We start from the raw sequence: 19,664 nt of genomic DNA, 5'->3' as shown, positions 1-19,664 counted from the left end.
CAGCCTCCATCTTACTTAGTTGCCCCTGAGAGAGTCATCACTGACCCTCGTGCCCGGCGTTGCCCTGACGCGTTCGCGGGTGCCCCGCGGATTAGCTCGCCGGGCAGGTGGGCAGGCCGCTCGTGTCACCGGTTTTGATCCCGTCGAGGGCGGCGAGGGCCTGATCGAGGGTGGCAACCGCGAACACGCTCAAACCGTCGGGAATATTGCCGGTCACCTCGTCGCAGTTGTCGGTCGGTGCCAAAAACCAGGTGGCGCCGTTTTCGACCGCACCGTGCAATTTTTGCTGGATGCCGCCGATCGGGCCCACCGCACCGGCCTGGTCGATCGTTCCGGTACCGGCCACGTTTTCGCCACCCTGCAACTGCCCCGGCGTGAGCTTGTCGATGATGCCGAGCGCGAACATCATGCCGGCACTGGGTCCACCGACCTTGTCGAGTTGGATCTGCACCTCGAAGGGAAAGTCGTACGCAACGGATACGTTGACCCCGGCCACGACGCTTCCGCCGTTCTCGACCGGCGTGACCGAGACGGTACTGGCGGCACCGTCCCGCACAATGTCAACACTCGCCGCTTTCTCCGTGCCGTTGGTCTGCAAGGCTGCCCGCAGCTCGGCGACGCTGGCCACCGCCGTTCCGTTCACGGCGGAGATTTGGTCTTTTGGCTCGATAATGCCCGCGGCCGGAGAGCCGTCGGGCAGGCTGACCACCGAAACCGTCGTGGGGTAGTCGTAGCCGAGGTGGGTGAGCGCCGCTGCGATGGCATCCTGTTGGGAATTGATCATGTCGGCGCTGCTCTGCGCGGAGCGCTGTTCAGCGGTTACATTCTCGGGAAAGACTTGGTCGATGGGCAACACGGCCTCGCTCGGGTCAAACCAGGCTCCGGCAACGGTCAGCCAGCTTGGGCGGTTTTCCCGGTTGCCCAGCAACGACACGGTGAGCAGGTCGAGCGTGCCCTTGGTCGGGTAGACCGTCTCGTCGGCGATGGTGATGAGCGGTGTTTCGACGTCGTCGTATTTCGCTGTGCCCAGCGTGTTGTAGACCGGACCCGGCTTCTCGATGACGTACGGGGCCGGCATAATGCCAAGGATGACCCCGGCAACCAGGGCGATCAACAGCGCGGTCCCGCCGATCGATGGGCGGCGACGCCGGACACCGGAGGGTGCCGGTGAGTCATCGGTGAAGAGAGCCACCGTGCTCCTTCCGTTTTTTCCTGGTCGTGTTTTGCGTTGGGTACCGCGGTTACTTTGTACGGTGTTGGAGCCCTGCGCTTGGCCCGTGCACGGTACCGTGTTCGCGACGAGCGCACAGCGAGCCCTTCAGCCTAGGATATTTCCCAGCCCGGAGCGGGGTACTCGCACTAGCGTAGAAGTATGCAACTGAGAGGGGCCTGAAGTGGCTGACAACTCCCTACCCCCGAACGATCAGAATCCGGGCGAGCCCGACGATCAAAATCCCGGTGATGAGTTCCGCGACATGCTGCGCGATATTTTAAGCGGCAAGAGCGGTATCGACCCGAGCCAACTTGCCGGTGCTGCCGGGCTGCCCAATGACCCAGCCAGCATCGCCGCGCTCATGCAGCAGTTGCAGGGCGCCCTCAACACGCAGGGCACCGGCGTTGACTGGGACATTGCGCTCACGCAGGGTCAGCAGCGAGCGGCCAACGGCCAGCTCACGGCGACCGATGTGCAGCAGACTGAGCTGCGGCAGGCCTTTCACATTGCCGCTCTCTGGCTCGATGACGTCATCACCGTGGCCGAACTGACCGTTGAACCGCGTTTGATGACCCGCCGCGAATGGGTCACCGCGACGATGCCGCTGTGGACGCAGCTGGCCGAACCCGTCGCCACGAGTATCTCCGATTCCCTCACCCGCGTGTTCGCCGAGCAGGTGCCCGAAGAGATGCAGGGCATGGTCGCCAACGCGAGCCAGCTCGTACGCAGCATTGGCGGCACCCTGTTCGCCATGCAGCTCGGCCAGGTCGTTGGCCAGCTCTCGAGCGAGGTCGTCAGTGGTGGCGATGTCGGCATTCCGCTCCTGGGCGAACAACAAGCCGCGCTCCTCCCCCAGAACGTGGCCGACTTCGGCAATGGCCTCGACGTGCCGATAGATCAGGTACAGATCTATCTGGGCGTGCGCGAGATCGCCCACGCCCGGCTGTTTCGCCACGCCCGCTGGCTGCGCCTGCACCTGACCAGCGCGGTCACCGCCTACGCCCGCGGCATCAGCATCGACTCCAGCCGGCTCGAAGAGCTGGCCGGCAGCTTCGACCCGTCCAACCCCGAGGACTTACGCCAGGCCATGGTCGACGGTTCGCTCATCCAGCAGAAGTCGGAGTCGCAGCTCGCGGCCTTGTCGCGCCTCGAAACGATGCTCGCTCTGGTCGAAGGCTGGGTCGACGTCGTCACCGCTCGCGCCACCATCCGCTTGCCCAAAGCGGATGCCATCGCCGAGACCGTGAGACGCCGCCGGGCCTCCGGCGGTCCCGCCGAATCCGCTTTTGCGACGCTCGTGGGGCTTGAGCTGCGTCCACGCCGACTGCGGGAGGCCGCTGTCATGTGGCAGGCCGTGACGGACGCCGTCGGCAACGAAGCGCGCGACGCACTCTGGTCGCACCCCGATTTACTGCCCACGTCGGAGGACATCGACGATCCGCAGCGGCTGATCAGTCGACTCACCAGCGCCGCTCGCGGGGAACCGATAGTGCTCGACGACGTCGATCAGGCGCTCGAAGATCTGCTGCGCGATGACGGCGCCGACCGACCGCACGAGGAGTAGTTGTAGTTTTCTCCCCCTCAGGTGGGGTCGCAACGTTGCCGCAACCTTTGCCGATCTACAGTCGGTCAACGGACGAAATGTCCCAAACGAAGGAGTTTGGCAATGACAATAACCGAGACCACGACGAGCACCTCGACCCGGGTACCGACGACTATGCACGCGGCGGTCGTGCACGAGTTTGGGCAGAACCTGACCATCGATGAGGTGCCGGTACCCACTCCCGCACCGGGTCAGGCCCTGGTCAAGCTGATCAGCAGCGGCGTCTGTCACACCGACCTGCACGCCGTAGAGGGCGACTGGCCGGTCAAGCCGAGCCCGCCGTTCATCCCGGGCCACGAGGGTGTCGGCGAGATCGTTGCCCTCGGCGCCGGCGTCACTAATCTCGCCATCGGCGACCTTGTTGGCAATGCCTGGCTCTGGAGCGCCTGCGGCAGCTGCCAGTACTGCCGCACCGGTTGGGAGACCCTGTGCGAAGCGCAGCAGAACGGTGGCTACAGCGTTGATGGGTCGTTCGGGCAGTACATGCTGGTCGACGCTCGCTTCGCCGTGCGCATTCCGCACGGCGCCGACCCGATTGAAATTGCACCGGTGCTCTGCGCCGGCGTCACCGTTTACAAGGGACTCAAAATGACCGAGGCCCGCCCGGGCCAATGGGTCGTCATCTCCGGCATCGGCGGCCTCGGCCACATCGCCGTGCAGTACGCCAAGGCGATGGGCCTGCGGGTCGCTGCCGTCGACATCGCCGACGATAAGCTCGCCCTCGCCCGCAAGCACGGTGCCGAGGTTGTCGTCAACGCGCTCGACGAAGACCCGGTCGCCGCCATTCAGAAAGCCACCGGCGGTGCGCACGGCGTGCTCGTGACCGCGGTGCACCCGGCCGCCTTCGGTCAGGCCATCGGCATGACTCGCCGTGGCGGCACCATCGTCTTCAACGGCCTGCCGCCGGGAGACTTCCCCGCTCCGATCTTCGACATTGTGCTCAAGGGACTGACCATTCGCGGCTCCATCGTGGGCACCCGTCAGGACATGGAAGAGGCCCTGGAGTTCTACGCCCGCGGCGAGATTCACCCCACGGTCTCCGAACGCCGCATCGACGAGGTCAACGAGGTACTCGACGAGATGAAGCGCGGCAAGATCGACGGTCGCGTGGTCATCCGCTACTAGTTCGCCCCCGTTCAATCGGGAGAGGTGCGGGCCGCGTGAATGCTGAATCCCAATATTCGGTGTGAGCGCGCCCGCACCCTTCTGGGTGCAGGCGCGGTGTGTCGTGAACTGAACCCGCACCGTTACCCAAACTGCCTGTGGAGAACTTCTCCACGCCCCGCACATCTGCGTCATCATGTCGCCATGGCCCTTCGACTGAATCCTCGATATCCGCTGGTGTGGCGCACACCGGACAGCGTGCAACTCGGCATTGACCAGGCCATCGTGACCATCCGCGAGCTCACGGTCGCGCACGAGGCAGTGCTGGCAGCACTCACCGTGGGGGTACACCGCTCCGGCGCCATTCTGCTCGGGACGCTCGCCGGGGCATCCGCTGCCGAGGTAACGCGCCTGCTGGAGCTGCTCGAGCCGGCACTGTTGTATGTGCCCGACGACGCGCAGCCGGCCAGCACACCGCTGCCGCGCACCGTGCTCGTCGACGGTGACGGACCGACCGCCTTTCGACTGCGCGTCCTGCTGTCCAACCTCAGGATCGAGGAACCCTCGCCCGGCGATGAGCCGGAGCTGGCGGTGCTCGTCGGGCAGTACGTTTTCTCGCCGGAGCGCCACGGGCACTGGCTGCGCCGCGACATTCCGCACCTGCCGGTGGTGTTCAGCGACAGCGCCGCCCGGGTCGGCCCGTTGGTCGAACCGGGCGTCGGACCCTGCCTGACCTGCCTCGAGCTGGCCCACGTCGACGTCGATCCGGCTTGGCCGGCCATGGCCTGCCAGCTCGCGCAGCGCCAGGCCCCCAGCGAAACCCCCAGGCTGAGCTTTGAGGTCGCCGCACGGGTTGCCGGACTCGTTCAAGACCGCCTGGAGACGGGCCGGTCGGCGGTGTTCGCGCGATCAATTCGCTTTGACGCCGTCACCGGCACGATTACGCGCTCCGCGCACCGGTTCCACGAGCGGTGCGGCTGCCAAGCTCTTGCAGAAAGCGGGACCGTTCCCGAGCCGCGCGAGCCTGCACGCCCGATGACGACCAACTGAGCGCGAGTCGCCGCCGGGCCCGCGTAATTCCGACATAGAGTAACCGGCGTTCCTCATCGATTTGCTCGAACGTGCTCGCATAACTGATCGGCACCAGCCCCTCGCTCAAGCCGACCACGAACACGGCATCCCACTCCAGCCCCTTGGCCGAGTGCATGGTCGCCAGAGTCACCGCAGAGACCGTCGGTTCGTGTTGGCCGGCCTGACGTTCCATCAGTTCGTCGGTGAATTGACGAAAAGTGGTTCCCGCTGCGGCCTCGTCGACCAGGCCCATCAAAGCGTTCAGGGACTCCCATCTGGCCTGCACCGCACCGCGCGTCTCCGGCGCGGTCTGGCTCCAGCCGAGGGAACGCAGCACGTCGCTGACCGACTTGAACAGCGGTTCCCCGATGATGGAAACGGATGCTGCGCGCAAGCTCATCACCGCCTGCTTCACCTCGGGCAGATCGAAGAACCGTTTGGCACCGCGAATCTGGTAGCTGACCCCCACCTCGGTGAGCGCCGTTTCGAGCAGAGCAGCCTGCACGTTGACCCGAAACAGTACCGCCACATCTTCGGGCTTGGTGCCGGAGTCGATGAGCTGCAGAATCTGCTCGGCAACGCCGCGAGCCTCTGCCATGTCGGAGGCATAGCCGCGCACGGTCGGGTCGGGACCGGTGTCGGATTGCGCGGCGTGCAGAGTCAGTGCTCCGGAACGCCCCCGCATGAGCTGATTGGCGGTCGCGACGATCGGCGCGGTAGACCGGTAATTCTGTTCGAGGCGCACCACCGTGGCATCTTCGTAGCGTTTGGGAAAGTCCAGCAGGTAGTCGCTGCGGGCACCGGCGAACGAATAGATGGTTTGGCTGGCGTCACCGACGACGCAGAGGTCACGGCGGTCGCCGAGCCAGAGAGCGAGCAAATCATGCTGAAGCGGCGAAACGTCCTGATATTCGTCGACGACGAAGAACCGGTACTGCTCACGCACCTGCAGGGCCACCGAGGGTTCGGCTTCGATCATGCCGGCCATGGCCAGCAGCACGTCTTCGAAGTCGATCTGCTTGCGTTCGTCTTTGAGCTTCTCGTAGGTTTGCTGCAGGGCGACGACCTGGTCGACGTCGAGCCGACCGGGCAAGCTGCGTCGGGCGATGCCCGCCGCGTACGCTTCGATGCTCAGCCCCGAGGTCTTGCGCCATTCCACTTCGGCAGCGAGGTCGCGCAGGGTGGCCGTATCGATCTTGAGGTGCAGGGCCTCAGCGGCGTGACCGAGAATGCGGCCCTTGCCGTCGAGGATGCGCGGCGCCTGCCCGCCGACCACGTGCGGCCAGAAATAGTTCAGCTGTGACAAAGCGGCGGCGTGAAAGGTGCGGGCGGCCACTCCCCCGGCGCCGAGCTGGCGCAGCCGGCCGCGCAGTTCGGCCGCCGAACGGCTCGTGAAGGTGAGCGCCATGACCCGATTGGGGGTGTAGGCGCCGGTCAGCACGCCGAGAGCGATGCGGTGGGTGATGGCACGGGTCTTACCGGTTCCGGCGCCGGCGAGCATGCAGACCGGGCCGATCAGCGCTTCGGCCGCTATGCGCTGCTGCTCGTCGAGGCCTTTCAGCAGCGAGTCGGCGGTCACCGTCACGGGCGAATCATTTCGGGAGCGGCCGGCAGCGGCGCGCCGAGCCAACGCGCGATCATGGCGTGCGCGATCGAAGATGGGCCGGGCAGCAGCATCCACTCGCCGGCATCGTGCAGTTCCTGCCGGCTGAACCAGCGCAGCGCCAGAATTTCGGCGCCGTCGGGGAGTAGATCATGGGCCTGCTGCCCGTCGGCCAGCCGGGCCGTGAACCCGCACATGACCGAAGCCGGGAACGGCCACGGCTGGGAGCCGACATAGGCCGGGTCTGTGACGCGGAGTCCGGATTCTTCAAACATTTCGCGGATCACGGCCATTTCCAGCGGCTCGCCGGGTTCAACGAACCCGGCGAGCAGCGAGTACCGGTTGTTCTCCCACATGGCGTTGGAGCCGAGCAGAATGCGGTCGTCGGCATCGGTGATGAGCACGATCACGGCGGGGTCGGTGCGCGGAAAAACCTGGCTGTTATCGATCGGGCAGCGGCGGACCCAGCCGCCCTCTTCAACCATGGTGGCGGCGCCACAGCGCGGGCAGTGGGAGTGGGAGGCGTGCCAGTTGAGCACGCCGAGGGCCTCGGTAAACAGACCGGCGTCCCGGTCATCGAGCACGGTCGCCACGCTTCGGAGGCTCGCCCACCGCTTCTCGTCGGGTTCGAGGATGGCCGCGGCATCATCATCGAGCTGCACAGCGACGATGGGAGTGCCGGCTGGTTCGGGCAGGTCGGTCGGCAACGACCGGCCGAGGTATACGCGCAGGCCAGCGTTCGCCACGTTCAGCGACGGAAGCAGGGCCAGGTGCACGTCGGTCAGATTCTCAGCGCCGCTGGGGTTGGAGATAGGCGACTGAAGCAGAATTTTGCCATGCCAGACGGGCAGAACGCGGGTGGCATCATCCGCCCAGAGCTGGTCGAACAGGCCGGGAAGGCCACGGCTGAGGTGGTCACGGTCGACCGCGTGGCGAGACAGCGGCAACCGCGTCGTGAAAGTGAACGACATGGTTTAACTCCGAGCTCTGCGAGAACGTTGTGTGGAGGCGTGGCGAACAACCGCCAGGCCGGAAGTCGATCTAACCTAGTAAGTATGGCCAGAACTCAACTCACTCTAGCCGCGTTAGCCACCTCCGCTGTTCCGGGGCTCGACGTGGCCTACGCCCGCAAGCACAGTGCCGGCGCGCACGGACTTTTCGACTCGGCACTGGTCATTGACAAAGACGGCCGGGCGCTGATCATTCGCGTTCCCACCAGCCAGTCGGCCGAAACCGAGCAGTCCGCCGACCTCGTGGCGCTGCGCGCGCTCACCACGGGCAATCGCAGCCGGCTGCCATTTGACGTGCCGGAATATGTTGGCCAGACGCCGATCCAGGGCACCCGCGCCATTGTCTATGAGCTGCTGGCCGGTGACAGTTATGATGCGGATGCCCTCACCGGGCACGAGGGTGTGTCCGGGTCGATCGGGCGGGCCATCGCCGCGATCCATTCCCTGCCGAGCGCCTTCATCGGCACCGCCGGGCTGCCGCAGCAGAGCGCTGAACAGTGCCGCAAGGATGCGATCGACCTGATCGATCGGACTGCCAACACCGGTTATTTGCCCGCCGCGCTGTTGCGCCGTTGGGAGCAGGCCACCGACGACGAGGCGCTCTGGCAGTTCGCGCCGGCCGTGGTGCACGGGTCGATGTCGGCGGATTCCATTCTGATCACCGACGACGCCGTGTCAGGGATTCTCGGTTGGTCCGGGCTCGCCGTCGGCGATCCCGCTCGTGACCTGCACTGGCTGCTCGCCGCACGCGGCGACGCCGCCGAGCTGGCGATCACCGCCTATGTGGATGCCCGCCAGGGCAGCGACAGCCACATCACCCAGCGCGCCATGCTCTACGCGGAGCTGGAACTGGCCCGCTGGTTGCTGCACGGTTCGAGCAGTCACGATCAGTCCATCGTTGATGACGCCGTTGCCATGCTCGACGGCCTCGTCGACACGGTGCACAGCCATACGCAGCAGCCGCTCTCCCCCGAAACCGGCCCGATCATGACCGTCGGCGACGTGGAGAACATGCTCGATCACATGCCGCGCGCCGCTCGCGATTACGACCAGCACGCGGCGATGCACACCGACAGCTACAACTTTTCGGGACTCACCGCCGACTCTGAGTCTGACTCTGACTCTGACTCTGACGACGCTGAAGACGACGCTGATGCCGACTCGACTGACGGTTCGGCCAATGATTCGGTTGACAATTCGGTTGACGATTCGGTCGGCACCACGCGCGGGTTCAGCGCTCCCGACCAGGCGGCAAGCAGGTCCGCCTCGGAGTAGAGACGCTCGGGGGCCACGACCGTGTCGTCGGCAACGAAGTAGAACACGGCGTCGACGATGCTCGGATCGATACCTTTCCAGCGGGCGTAGGCCAACCGGTAAAGCGCGAGCTGGGTTTGCTTGAGTTCCAGGTCGGCAGCATTCTTGGGTGCCCGCCCGGTTTTCCAGTCGACGACCTGATACCCCGTCTCGGTGCGGTAGACGGCGTCGAGCTTGCAGACGAAGACCTGTCCCCCGAGCACGTGGTGAATTTCGATCTCGACGTCGATCGGGCGGCGTTCGGCCCACTCGGAATGTTCAAAAGTGGCCTGCAGTTTGGCGAATTGTTCCTGCTCGGGCACGGCGAGGTCGGTCAACGTACCCGTGCCTCCGTCGTCGTCGCCGAAGTCCAGTTCGTTCACCCCGACATCGATGCGGTCAGTACCGGTGGCACCACCGGCGCGCCGTTCGACCCACGAGTGAAACAGTGTGCCGAGCCGGGTAGCCCGATAGGGGCGCTGCGGCATCGGGCGCGCCAGTTCGGCGGCGACGCCGGTCGGGTCGTCAACATAGTCCTTGAACCGGGAGGCCGGGATGCGGGTGGGAATGGGGGCTACCGTGCCGCCGGTCAGTCGCAGTGCCCGCTCTTCCAACAGCAGGGTGACCGCGTTGGTCCAACGGGTGGGCGCATCCGCTTCACTGCTCTGCACACGGAGAGCCGCGGCTTCGACCAGGACCCGGCGGGTACCGAGCGGGTCGAACGGCCAGAGTTCGGTGCCGTCGTCGGCGGTCTCGGGTTTGTCGGTTTCGGCGCTCGCCTCGGGGATATCCGGCCCGAGCCCGGCTTCGGCGAGTTCCAGAAGGTAGCGGCTGGGCTTACGAACGGTAAGTCCGGGGCCCCAGAACGAGCCGGTGAGCAGCAGTTCCTGCTTGGCACGCGTGGTGGCCACGTAGATGAGTCGGCGTTCTTCGTCGTCATGCCGCGTCGCCAGTTCGTCTTTATAGGTCTGGAACGCGGTGTCGTAGTCGAGCTGGGTGTCGTGCCCGCCGACGTACAGTTCGGGCAGCTCGGAGCGATCTCCGCGAAAGCTATAGGGCAGTTCGCCGAAGCGCAGCCATCCGCTGGTGTCGCGTGAGGCCGCGGGCAGACTCTTCTCGGTGAGGTTGGGAATGGCCACGAAATCCCATTCGAGGCCTTTGGCTCCGTGAACGGTGAGCAATTGCACGGTGCCCTGCTCAGACATCTCGGCGCGCGGTCCGAGGTCGTCCTGCAGTTCGGCGCGTTTGAGCCAGCGCAGAAAGCTGGCCAGGGTGCCGTGCTCGTCACTATCAAGAAAGGCGCCGACAGTGTCGTGGAAGGAATACAGATTGGCGAGGCCGAGATCGTTGGCCTCGTTGGCGGTCAATTCGATGTCGAGCCGAAATTCTTGTTCGATCAACCGCACAAAGTCGAGCAGCGGCAGCCCGGCGCGGGAACGCAGCCAGGCCAATTGTCGGCCGGCCGACTGCACCCGGGCACGTCCCAGCTCACTGAAACCGGCGAACTGGCTGTGGGAATCGGGTGCCGTGCCGAGAAAGTCGAGGGCATCAACGAGGGAGCTGCCCTCATCACCGGCCACGGATGCCCGCAGCTTGCCACGCAGGTCCGCCGAGAGAGCCTTCTGCGCCCAGTCGTGGGCGGCCAGCCAGCGGGCCACCTCGGCCAGTGCCTGCAGGTCGCGCGCACCGACCCGGTAGCGGGCGCCGCTGAGCAGGCGCACCAGTTCACTGCCGGCAGCGGGGTCGTGCACGACGCGGAGCACGCTAACGACGTCGGCGACCTCCGGTGTCGACAGCAAGCCGCCCAGACCGAGCACGTGGGCTCGCACCCCGTGCGCCCGCAATACCTCGGCGAAGTAGTCCATCTCGCGGCGGGCTCGAAAGAGCATGGCACCGGTATGGTCGCCGACCAATCGGGCAGCGAACCAGTCGGCGACGGCTCCGGCCTCCTCGGCGATGGTTTCGGCCATGCGCACGTCGACGGAACCGGCTCTCGTTCCGGCTGGCACCTTGAGCGTTTCAACCTGGATTCCGCCCGGCTTGGCCCGCAGCGCCGAGCTGAGCGGGGCGACGAGAGCATTGGCGGCATCGAGCACGCGGGCGGGGTTGCGCCAGGTGAACGAGAGCGACATGGTCGGGGCGGTGGCCTCGGGGCTGAAGTCGCGCGCAAAGCCGAGCAGGTTTGCAGAACTGGCGCCGCGCCATCCGTAAATGGACTGGTGTGGATCGCCGACCGCCATCACCGGATGATCGCGAAACAGGGTGTGCAGCAGCTCGGTCTGCAAGACCGAGGTGTCTTGGTACTCGTCGAGGAGCACGACTCGGTATTGGTCACGGTAGCGGCCGACGACCGCATCAACCTTCTGGCATACCTGGAGTGCGAGCGCTACCTGGTCGGAGAATTCGATCAGTCCGAGGCGGCGTTTCTCGCTGCTGTAGCGGGCGGCAAGGTGGGCGAGCACGGGCAGCGGCGCAACCGCGGCCAACGAATCAACAACCGAGCCGTACGGCGTCTTTTTGCGCGGGTTACCGTAGGGCAGATCGGTGAGATACGCGAAACTCTGCGCCAGGCCGGCCAGGTCGTGCGGGGCGCCTGGGGCGCCGTCGCGCCAGGCCGGCGGGTTCTCGGCGAGGGCGCGACTGAGCTGGAGCACAGCGTCGGTGACCAGGTCGAGACTCTTGCCAAACGGTACGAGCCGACCGTCGCCGTGGTCTATGACCACACGTCGGGCGAGCAGCCAGGCGCTCGTTTCGCTCAGCAGAACCGATTCCGGCTCCCGGCCGAGCAGCAGGGCGTTGTCGGTGAAAAGCCGGCTGGCGAAGGAATTATACGTGGAGACATTGGGGGTGTTGAACAGGTCGGAGGCCGCCGCGTTCGCGTCACCATCGTGCCCGGCGTGGGACGGCATGAGGCCAGCCGCGTCAAGGTCGGTGATGCGCTTATTGATACGCTCCCCCAGCTCGCCGGCGGCTTTGCGGGTAAAGGTCAGCCCGAGAATCTGGTCGGGCCTGACATGACCGTTGGCGAGCAGCCACAGCACCCGGTTCGCCATGGTTTCGGTCTTGCCGCTGCCGGCTCCGGCGACCACCAGGGTGGGCGTGAGCGGTGCCTCGATAACGGCCTGCTGTTCGTCCGTGGGCGGCGGCAGTTTGAGCTGCGCGGCGATGTCGAGAGCCGACACCGTGACGAGCGTGGTGGTGGAATTCATGAGCTGACCTGCTTGATGACGTGGATGCGGCAGGATCCGTGGGTTCGCGGATCGAGGCAGTGCGAGGTGATCTCGGCGATGAATGTGGCGCCGCCCATACCGGCAGCGTCGTCACCGACCCGGGTGCGAAAGGCCTCGAGCTGCTCGGGGGTGAAGGCGGGCTGGGTGGGATTGCGGTAGTTCTGTTTGACCGTGCCGGAGGAGACAATAACCAGGCGGGCACCGGCCAGGGTCATATCGGCGGACACGCCCTCGATGGCACCCTCCTGGAACGCCAGCTGGTAGGCGCCCAGTTGCGGATGTTCGGCGACGCCGGAATCACTCGTCGCGTCGCCCTTCCCGGTTTTCAGGTCGACGATCACGGCACGGCCGTCGGCCTGACGCTCGACTCGATCAATGGTGCCCGACAGCACAGCGCCGCTCACCGCCAGCTGGAAGGTGCCCTCGGCGCTCAACAACTCGCCGCCCCCGTGCTCGAAGTCGAGCAGGTAGGAGGCGAGCCGATCGGTGAGTGCCCGCGCGGCGACTTTCTGCACGCGCGACTGCCAATCGGCATCGAAGTCGAGTTCGTTCCAGCGGGCCTCCACGCCCTGCCAGAGCGCTTCCGGGCGACGATCGATGGCATCCTCCATCACCTTATGGATGATCGTGCCGAGATTCGCGGCGGTGTTTGAACTTCCGCCACCGACTTGACCGATCAGCCAATGCAGCGGGCAGGTTTCGAAGGCGGCCATGCGTGAGGGCGAGACACGCACCGGTTGATCCCCTGCGTCCGGGTCGTTCAGCGGGCGCACGGTGCTCGGGTCGGCCAGCCCGTACCAGTGTTCGGGCGCGGCACCCGGCACGTTTTCGCTGGCCAGGCGGGCCAGGGTGGCCGCGGCATCTGCTGCCCGGGTGGCGGTCTCGACGTCGCGACCGGGCGAGCGGATGGCGCGGGTCAGGTCACGGCGCAGGCGCCCGGTCAGGCCACGCAGTGACAAGGGGTAGCGGGCGAGGTCGTCAACGCCGCGCTCGGGGTCGGGCTGCGGCAGCAGGCGCAGAAAGGCCGACGGTTCGTTTTCTTCATTGTTGACGGCCGTGATGAGAAGCTCCGACGTGGCGCGGCTGGCGGCCTGGGCGAACATGCGCAGTTCGTCGTGGAGCACACCGGTGCGGGCATCCGCGTCGCTGGCGTCGTCTCCGGACGCGACCCGGGCGAGGTCGCCGGCGCCGAGCAGGGAGCCGCGAATTCGCAGGTCGGGCCAGACGTTGGCCTGCACGCCGGCGAGCACGACAATGTCGAAGTCGGCGCCGATCGTGCCGCTCGGGGTGGACACGGTGACGGCAGCGCCGAGGGCACGCGGCGCGAGCGTGTCTTCGGGCACATCGGTATCGACGAGGTGTTCCAGAAACAACACCGGCGGCGCCGACGGGGTACGTTCAACGTAGCGTTGCGCGGCGGAGAACAGGGCGACGACTGCGTCGAGGTTGTGATTGGCCTCGTCGGCGACAATGCCGGTACCACCGGATTGTTCCTTCCATTCCCGGTCGAGGCCACTGCGTTGCCACAGTCCCCAGAGCAGCTCTTCGATGGTCGCTCCGGCCGCGTACTCAATCGCGGCCTGGCGCAGGCTCTCCCCGCATCCGGCTGCGCGGCGTGCCGTGCGATTGTCGATGCCGGCCAGCAGATCGGGATCGTGCAGGGCAGCGACGAGCAATTCATCGGCGCTCCGCGCGGTGACGGCAGCGCCGCTCAGCTCCGGGCCGCTCAGCTCCAGCTCGCCTGGTACCAGCTCGCCCGGTTCCTGCTGGCCCAGCTCCTGCTGACGCAGTGCGGCGCGCAGCCGGCGCAGGGTGATCGGGTCGAGCCCGCCGAGCGGGCCGCGCAACAACTCGATGGCCGCGTCGGGGTCGAGCGGTTTGCGCCCCAATGTCACCTCGAGGGCCAGGATGAAGGCTTTCACCGCGTACTCGTCGCGGAGAGCACTGCTCGCGGTCGAGACCTGCGTCGGCACTTCCAGTGCGGCGAGCCCCTTGGAGATCGATGGCACCAGCGATCCGGTGCGCACGATCACGGCCATGCGCGACCACGGGACCTCGTCGATCACGTGACGTTCCCGCAGCAGCCGAGCGATCTCCGCGAGTTGATCCGCCGGACTGCTCGCGACCACCGTGTGCACTGACTGGTCGCTGAGTGCACCGCTGTCGGCCCCAGGGTCTTCGACCGAAGCGGCAACGGCGTCATCAGAACCAGCGCTCCGCGCAGCGCGCTGCCTGCCCGCCGCGGCCGCTCCGATCCGATTGGTGATCTGCTGCACGACCCCGCGAATGCCCGCTCCGTGTCGGTACACCGTTGGCAATATGATCGGCGCGGCCAGATCCGCACCGATCCGGGCTTGCAGATATGCTCCGAGGCGACCGAGGGCATCCGGATGTGCGCCGTGGAACGAACCGGTACTGATGTCGGGGTCGCCGAGGGCAATGATCGCGACCCCGCGCGCCTGAAACTGGGCCAGCAGGGTGAGCGTGGCCTGAGTCGCCTCCTGGGCGTCGTCAAGAACGATCAGGCGAAGACCCGCAAATGAGCCGAGCGTCGCCACAGCGGCCGGTCCGGTCTCTGCACCGGCCACGACGGCAGCAGCGTAACGAGCGAGTTCGGTGGAATCGTACTGGCCGGGGCGGGCCTGGTCTTTGGCCTCTTCGTAGTCGCGAATGAATGCGGCCGCCGCCACCCATTCCGGTCGGCCCAGACCGAATCGTTCGAGCTGGCTCGGGGTCACCCCGTACTCCACGGCTCGCATCATGAGGTCACGCAGTTCGGTGCGAAAACCGCGTAGACGGCGCACGTCGGGGCCGAGCGTGGTTGGCCATGCCGGGCCGGCCTGTCCTCCATCGTCGAGGTGTCCCTGCAGCAGCTCGGCAATTATCTGGTCTTGTTCACCACCGGTGAGCAGCGTCGGGGTTGGTCCGCCGGCCTGGGCCACGGCCGAGCGCACAATCTGAAAGGCCACCGAGTTGGCACTGCGCGCGAGTGGCCCGTTGGTGGGAACGGCCAGGCGCAGGGCGATCCGGTCGCGCAACGCGGTGGCACCGGTGCGGGTCGGCACCAGCACCAGTACCTCGCTCGGCGAGTAGCCCCGGTTCAGCACCCGGTCGGCGACAAGTTCAACGAGGGTGGTCGTCTTACCCGAGCCGGGAGCGCCGATGACCGCGCCGCTCACCCCGTCGGGAAGGTCGAGAACGGACTGCTGGGCAACGTCGAGGTGCCAGTCGGCAGGCTGGCCGCTGGGCTGGCCGAGGGGATGGCCGAGAGGGTGCTTGATCACGATTCAACGGTATCGGGTTGCGCCGACAGTGAACTCGGTCAGGGTACCGTTGCGTTCTGTCGTACTCTGGGCGCAAGGCTACGAAAGGCAGTTCGGTGGATATTCGCATTGGTATTTTCAACTCTCCCCGGGAGATCGGTTTTGAGACTTCGCAGCCAGCGACCGAGATTGAGGAGACCGTCGCGGCGGCCCTCTCCGGTCAGACGGGCTACCTGAAGCTCAGCGACAGCAAGGGTCGCGTGTACATCGTTCCGACCGTGGGTCTGGCCTACGTCGAACTCGGCAGCGAAGAATCTCGCCGCGTCGGTTTCGTCGCCTAACCAGTCATGGAGCTCTTGTTCGTCGCGCTGTTCGGCGCGGTCATCGGTCTCGCGGCGCGGTACTTCCTGCCCGGTCGGTCAACGCAGGGTTCGGTGCTGGTTCCGGCAATCGGAACGGCCGCCGCATCGCTGGTGTGGGTCGCCCTGACCTGGCTCGGCTGGAATTGGGCTGGCGGGTGGATCTGGTGGCTGTCCCTCGGGACATCCGCCGTCGCATCCGTCGTGCTGAATCTTGTGATCAGTCGACGACGCATTCACGCCGACCAGCGGATGCTGCAACGCCTCGCCAAAACCGGGGCTCCAGAAGTCGCCTAGGGCGGCGTCGGACCGGGCCGGCATCCAGCTGGTTCGGCCTGGCCGTTCAGCTGGGCCGGTCAACGGGGCGTGGGCTAGGCCGTGAGTCCGAGACCATCCATGCGGCGGGTGTGCGCGGCGATGAGCTCGGTGAACACCGGTTCGATGCGCGCCTCGGCACCGTCGGCGGGATCGGCAGCCGGCATCGCCGACCGCGCCACGAGCAGCGTGTCACCGACCAGACGGCGGCCCCACATCGCGAGCCGGGAACCGAGTGCCCGGTCGTTTTCGATGGCTTTCTGCAATTCCTGCACGAGCACGTCGGTGCCGGAATCTTCACCGAGCAGCTGTGCCACTCGGGGCCCGATATCGCGCGGCAGGCCGTCCGAAAGCCGAATAAAGAAATCGTCGAGCAAGCCACCGCCGAGGTAGCAGCTCACGAGCAGTTCGTGCCAGTCGGAGCCGTTGGTTTTGCCGCGAAACTCGTCGAGGCCCGCGACGAACGGGGCCATCTCGGTCGCCGGGTCATGCCCGCGGCGACGAATCTCGGTGATCAGACCGTGATGCTTGCTCAGGGCCCGGCCGGCGGCAGCACTGAGTCCCTCCTTCACGGCAAGGTTTGGAGCGGTCGCCACGGCGCGGGCCAGACTTTCGAATTCGCCCAGCTCGCAGTACGCGGCCTGGCCGAGAAAGTGCCGCACGCCCGGAGCAAGCGAACTGATGTCCACTTTTTCGGTTGGCTGGGCCACCCCACGGGCGGAAAGCCGAGGAGCTTCATTGCGCTGCGGGCGCCGACCGAACCACGTAACCACGGGCTTAGCTTAGAACAGCGCGCCTGTGGCCGCGGTCCAGACTGGGCAGTAAGGTGGAATTACGTCGCCGACAAGGATCGGCGACCGCTGCCCGAGACGCAAAAACGGGCGCACTTCGCTTCCAGTTAATGACAGGCATACATTCGTGACTTTCTCCGAACTTAATATTGACCAGGACATGGTCGACTCCCTTGCCGCCAAGGGCATCCTCGAACCGTTCCCCATCCAGACCCAGACCATCCCCCTCGCCCTCGCCGGCCAGGACATCATCGGTCAGGCCAAGACCGGCACCGGCAAGACCTTCGGCTTCGGCCTTCCGGTCATTCAGCGCCTCGGCCTCGACCCCGAGCCGGGCGTGCAGGCGCTCATCGTCGTTCCGACCCGCGAACTGTGCGTGCAGGTCTCGGAAGACCTTGAGCTTGCTGCAACGGGCCGAAAAACCAAGATCGTCTCGATTTACGGTGGCAAGGCCTATGAAGGCCAGATCGAACAGCTCAAGGCTGGCGCGCAGATCGTCGTCGGTACCCCCGGGCGCCTGCTCGACCTCGCCAGCCAGCGTCTGCTCACTCTCGCCAACGTGCGCGAAATGGTGCTCGACGAAGCCGACAAGATGCTCGACCTCGGCTTTCTCTCCGACATTGAGAAGCTCTTCGCGCAGACGCCGTCGACCCGTCACACCATGCTGTTCTCGGCGACGATGCCCGGACCGATCGTGGCGCTGGCCCGCCGCTTCATGAACCGCCCGATTCACATTCGCGCGACCGACCCCGATGAAGGCCTCATGCAGGCCAACATCGAGCACCTCGTCTACCGCGCGCACAACATGGACAAAGACGAGGTCATCGGCCGCATCCTCATGGCCGAGGGTCGCGGCAAGACCATCATCTTCACCCGCACCAAGCGCGCCGCCGCGAAGCTTGTTGAAGAACTCGGCGACCGCGGTTTTAACGCCACTGCCGTGCACGGCGACCTGAACCAGGAACAGCGCGAACGCGCCATGGCCAGCTTCAAGTCCGGCAAGAAAGAAATTCTGATCGCAACGGATGTCGCGGCGCGCGGTATCGACGTCGAAGACGTCACCCACGTGATCAACCACACCATTCCCGAAGACGAGAAGGCGTACCTGCACCGCGTTGGCCGCACCGGCCGCGCCGGCAAGACCGGCATCGCCGTCACCTTTGTTGACTGGGATGACCTGCACAAGTGGTCGCTCATTAACAAGGCCCTCGAATTCGGCCAGCCGGAACCGATGGAGACCTATTCGTCGTCGCCGCACCTGTACACCGACCTGAATATTCCGGCCGGCGCCAAGGGCCGTTTGCGCGCTACCCCGGTGAAGGATGTCGCCGCAGGCGACGGTCGTACCGGCGGCGCGGGTCGTTCCGGCGGGGCACGCTCCGGCGCTGGTGGCCGTTCCGACTCGACTCACTCCAGTTCCGGGCGCTCGGGTCGTTCCGATGGCGGTCGTTCAGACGGTGGCCGTTCAGAGGGCGGCCGCGGTTCTGGCCGCGGCGATTCCGCGCGCGGCTCCGACCGCCCCAAGACCGCCGGACCCGACGATGCCGGCCGGCCCACCCGGTCGCGCACCCGCGTCGGATCCAGCACCAACCCCGATGCTCCGGCCGCGACTCCCGCCGCCGGAACACACGATGGCGGCGGAGCCGAGCACCACGACGGTAACAATGCGCCGCTGCGTCGTAGCCGCACCCGCCGCCGCTCCCCGCAGGCCGGCACCACGATCTAACGACCTCGTACCATGAGCGCCCGGTCCGGTACTGCTCCGCTTCGGCGGCGGCTGTCCCGAGGCCGGGCGCTGTTGTGATTTCGCGCCGCTGTATCCGCTGCTGACGCAGTCAGCACCGTCACGCAGCCGTCAGCCGACGCAGTTCAGCCGTCGGTTCAGCCGTAGACCGGTTCCGAGCCGCGGCCCTCGATGATCAAGCGCTCGAGCACCTCGGGGGCGGTCGTATTCTCGCCGAGCCGGTTGGGTTTTCCGGTGCCGTGATAATCGCTGGAACCGGTGACGAACAGCCCGAATTTTGCGGCCAGTTCGTACAATCGCGCCGTGGGTTCGGGCATATTCTCGCGGTGCTCCAATTCGAGACCGAACAGTCCGGCCTCCACCAGCGTCTTCAGCCGGGATTCCTCGACGACGTCACCGATTCCGCGGGTGGCGGGATGGGCGATGACCGGCACTCCCCCGGCAGCCCGCACGAGCTCAATCGCCCGCAACGGATCGGGGGCGTAGTGCGGCTGAAAGTAGCCGGCTTTCCAGTGCAGAATATCGGCGAAGGCCGCACTCCGATTGAGGGCATGACCGCGCGCCACCAAGGCGTCGGCGATGTGCGGTCGCCCCACCGTCGCGCCGGGGGTGGTCTGGGCGAGCACGTCGTCCCAGCTCAGGTCATAGTCGGCGCCGATGCGGACGACCATCTGTTCGGCCCGGGTCAGGCGGGCTGCACGCACCCGCGTCATCTCCGCCAGCAACGCCGGATCAGCCGGGTCGAAAAGATATGCCAATAGGTGCACACTGGCGTACTGCACCCGGGTACTGAATTCCATTCCAGGAATAAGTGTGACCCGTTCCGCTCGCGCAGCAACGGATGCCTCGGCCCAGCCGGCAGTCGAATCGTGATCGGTCAGGGCGATGGTTCCGAGCCCCGCAACGGCGGCAGCGCGCACGAGTTCGGCGGGGGTCTCGGTGCCATCGGACACGCTCGAGTGTGCATGCAGGTCGATCGGACCCTGGAATTGCCGCGCGACTGCCATGCCCCCATGCTAGTTGGCCACCATCCGGCCAGGTGCCGCGGTGCTGGTACCGCGGCAA

At 66.2% G+C, this 19,664-nt stretch carries 13 protein-coding genes and 1 pseudogene; 7 read left to right on the top strand and 7 right to left on the bottom strand.

All coding sequences use genetic code 11. The features are described 5' to 3' along the window. Nucleotides 1-91: 91 nt before the first annotated feature. Nucleotides 92-1,192, bottom strand: coding sequence for a YlbL family protein (locus QMK22_RS06625; protein ID WP_283496836.1), 1,101 nt, complete (start codon nucleotides 1,190-1,192; stop codon nucleotides 92-94). Nucleotides 1,193-1,475: 283 nt separating this feature from the next. On the opposite strand from QMK22_RS06625, the gene QMK22_RS06620 reads away from it, so the two are divergent. The 3 genes from QMK22_RS06620 to QMK22_RS06610 all read left to right on the top strand — a co-directional run bounded on the left by QMK22_RS06620 (nucleotide 1,476) and on the right by QMK22_RS06610 (nucleotide 4,970). Continuing rightward, nucleotides 1,476-2,777 (top strand): zinc-dependent metalloprotease, encoded by a 1,302-nt coding sequence (locus tag QMK22_RS06620; protein WP_283497107.1) that lies wholly within the window; start codon nucleotides 1,476-1,478, stop codon nucleotides 2,775-2,777. 153 nt (nucleotides 2,778-2,930) lie between these two features. Beyond that, nucleotides 2,931-3,941 carry an alcohol dehydrogenase AdhP gene (gene adhP, locus QMK22_RS06615; RefSeq protein WP_283497106.1) on the top strand — a complete coding sequence of 337 codons (1,011 nt, stop codon included), beginning with the start codon at nucleotides 2,931-2,933 and terminating at the stop codon, nucleotides 3,939-3,941. 183 nt (nucleotides 3,942-4,124) lie between these two features. Next, complete coding sequence (locus QMK22_RS06610; protein ID WP_283496835.1) at nucleotides 4,125-4,970, top strand: TOMM precursor leader peptide-binding protein; 846 nt, start codon at nucleotides 4,125-4,127, stop codon at nucleotides 4,968-4,970. Here the strand turns inward: QMK22_RS06610 and QMK22_RS06605 are convergent. Together QMK22_RS06605 and nudC are read right to left on the bottom strand one after the other, a co-directional pair. Continuing rightward, nucleotides 4,861-6,570: an ATP-dependent helicase gene (locus tag QMK22_RS06605; RefSeq protein ID WP_283497105.1), complete on the bottom strand. Its 1,710-nt coding sequence runs from the start codon at nucleotides 6,568-6,570 to the stop codon at nucleotides 4,861-4,863. The two genes, QMK22_RS06610 and QMK22_RS06605, sit on opposite strands and share 110 nt — an antisense overlap. 2 nt (nucleotides 6,571-6,572) lie before the next feature. Then, complete coding sequence (gene nudC / locus QMK22_RS06600) at nucleotides 6,573-7,565, bottom strand: NAD(+) diphosphatase (RefSeq protein WP_283496834.1); 993 nt, start codon at nucleotides 7,563-7,565, stop codon at nucleotides 6,573-6,575. A gap of 84 nt (nucleotides 7,566-7,649) precedes the next feature. Here nudC and QMK22_RS17540 point away from each other — a divergent pair. Then, a pseudogene (locus QMK22_RS17540) lies at nucleotides 7,650-8,387 on the top strand (phosphotransferase); the annotation flags it as partial. A gap of 293 nt (nucleotides 8,388-8,680) precedes the next feature. On the opposite strand, the gene QMK22_RS06590 reads toward QMK22_RS17540, so the two are convergent. Beyond that, nucleotides 8,681-12,106, bottom strand: a complete 3,426-nt coding sequence (locus QMK22_RS06590) for an ATP-dependent helicase (protein WP_502857207.1) — start codon at nucleotides 12,104-12,106, stop codon at nucleotides 8,681-8,683. Beyond that, nucleotides 12,103-15,411: an ATP-dependent helicase gene (locus QMK22_RS06585; RefSeq protein ID WP_283496832.1), complete on the bottom strand. Its 3,309-nt coding sequence runs from the start codon at nucleotides 15,409-15,411 to the stop codon at nucleotides 12,103-12,105. Before QMK22_RS06585 ends, QMK22_RS06590 begins: the two co-directional genes overlap by 4 nt. 95 nt (nucleotides 15,412-15,506) lie before the next feature. Here QMK22_RS06585 and QMK22_RS06580 point away from each other — a divergent pair, with 95 nt between their 5' ends. Both QMK22_RS06580 and QMK22_RS06575 read left to right on the top strand, forming a co-directional pair. Then, on the top strand, nucleotides 15,507-15,731 hold the full coding sequence (locus QMK22_RS06580) for a DUF3107 domain-containing protein (protein WP_092108379.1): 225 nt from the start codon (nucleotides 15,507-15,509) through the stop codon (nucleotides 15,729-15,731). A 6-nt stretch (nucleotides 15,732-15,737) separates the two neighbouring features. Further along, complete coding sequence (locus QMK22_RS06575) at nucleotides 15,738-16,046, top strand: hypothetical protein (protein ID WP_283496831.1); 309 nt, start codon at nucleotides 15,738-15,740, stop codon at nucleotides 16,044-16,046. Nucleotides 16,047-16,120: 74 nt separating this feature from the next. Here the strand turns inward: QMK22_RS06575 and QMK22_RS06570 are convergent, their stop codons facing one another. Beyond that, nucleotides 16,121-16,837: a ferritin-like fold-containing protein gene (locus QMK22_RS06570; RefSeq protein ID WP_283496830.1), complete on the bottom strand. Its 717-nt coding sequence runs from the start codon at nucleotides 16,835-16,837 to the stop codon at nucleotides 16,121-16,123. Between the two features lie 145 nt (nucleotides 16,838-16,982). Here QMK22_RS06570 and QMK22_RS06565 point away from each other — a divergent pair, with 145 nt between their 5' ends. Then, complete coding sequence (locus QMK22_RS06565) at nucleotides 16,983-18,581, top strand: DEAD/DEAH box helicase (RefSeq protein WP_283496829.1); 1,599 nt, start codon at nucleotides 16,983-16,985, stop codon at nucleotides 18,579-18,581. A gap of 155 nt (nucleotides 18,582-18,736) precedes the next feature. Here the strand turns inward: QMK22_RS06565 and QMK22_RS06560 are convergent, their stop codons facing one another. Beyond that, the gene (locus QMK22_RS06560; RefSeq protein WP_283496828.1) at nucleotides 18,737-19,606 is read right to left on the bottom strand and encodes a PHP domain-containing protein; all 870 of its coding nucleotides are present in this window, start codon (nucleotides 19,604-19,606) and stop codon (nucleotides 18,737-18,739) included. Between the last annotated feature and the right edge of the window lie 58 nt (nucleotides 19,607-19,664).

The organism is Cryobacterium sp. PH29-G1 (genome assembly GCF_030063365.1).
GTDB lineage: Bacteria > Actinomycetota > Actinomycetes > Actinomycetales > Microbacteriaceae > Cryobacterium.
The sequence above is the reverse complement of the archived record's forward strand: the minus strand, read 5'-3'. Positions and strand labels throughout refer to the sequence as shown.

What these genes read in the sequence shown, in the direction of transcription:
- QMK22_RS06620 (WP_283497107.1), top strand. Translation starts at nt 1,476, where the DNA reads ATGCTGCGCGATATTTTAAGCGGCAAGAGCGGTATCGACCCGAGCCAA.
- adhP (WP_283497106.1), top strand. Translation starts at nt 2,931, where the DNA reads ATGCACGCGGCGGTCGTGCACGAGTTTGGGCAGAACCTGACCATCGAT.
- QMK22_RS06610 (WP_283496835.1), top strand. Translation starts at nt 4,125, where the DNA reads ATGGCCCTTCGACTGAATCCTCGATATCCGCTGGTGTGGCGCACACCG.
- nudC (WP_283496834.1), bottom strand. Translation starts at nt 7,565, where the DNA reads ATGTCGTTCACTTTCACGACGCGGTTGCCGCTGTCTCGCCACGCGGTC.
- QMK22_RS06590 (WP_502857207.1), bottom strand. Translation starts at nt 12,106, where the DNA reads ATGAATTCCACCACCACGCTCGTCACGGTGTCGGCTCTCGACATCGCC.
- QMK22_RS06575 (WP_283496831.1), top strand. Translation starts at nt 15,738, where the DNA reads ATGGAGCTCTTGTTCGTCGCGCTGTTCGGCGCGGTCATCGGTCTCGCG.
- QMK22_RS06560 (WP_283496828.1), bottom strand. Translation starts at nt 19,606, where the DNA reads ATGGCAGTCGCGCGGCAATTCCAGGGTCCGATCGACCTGCATGCACAC.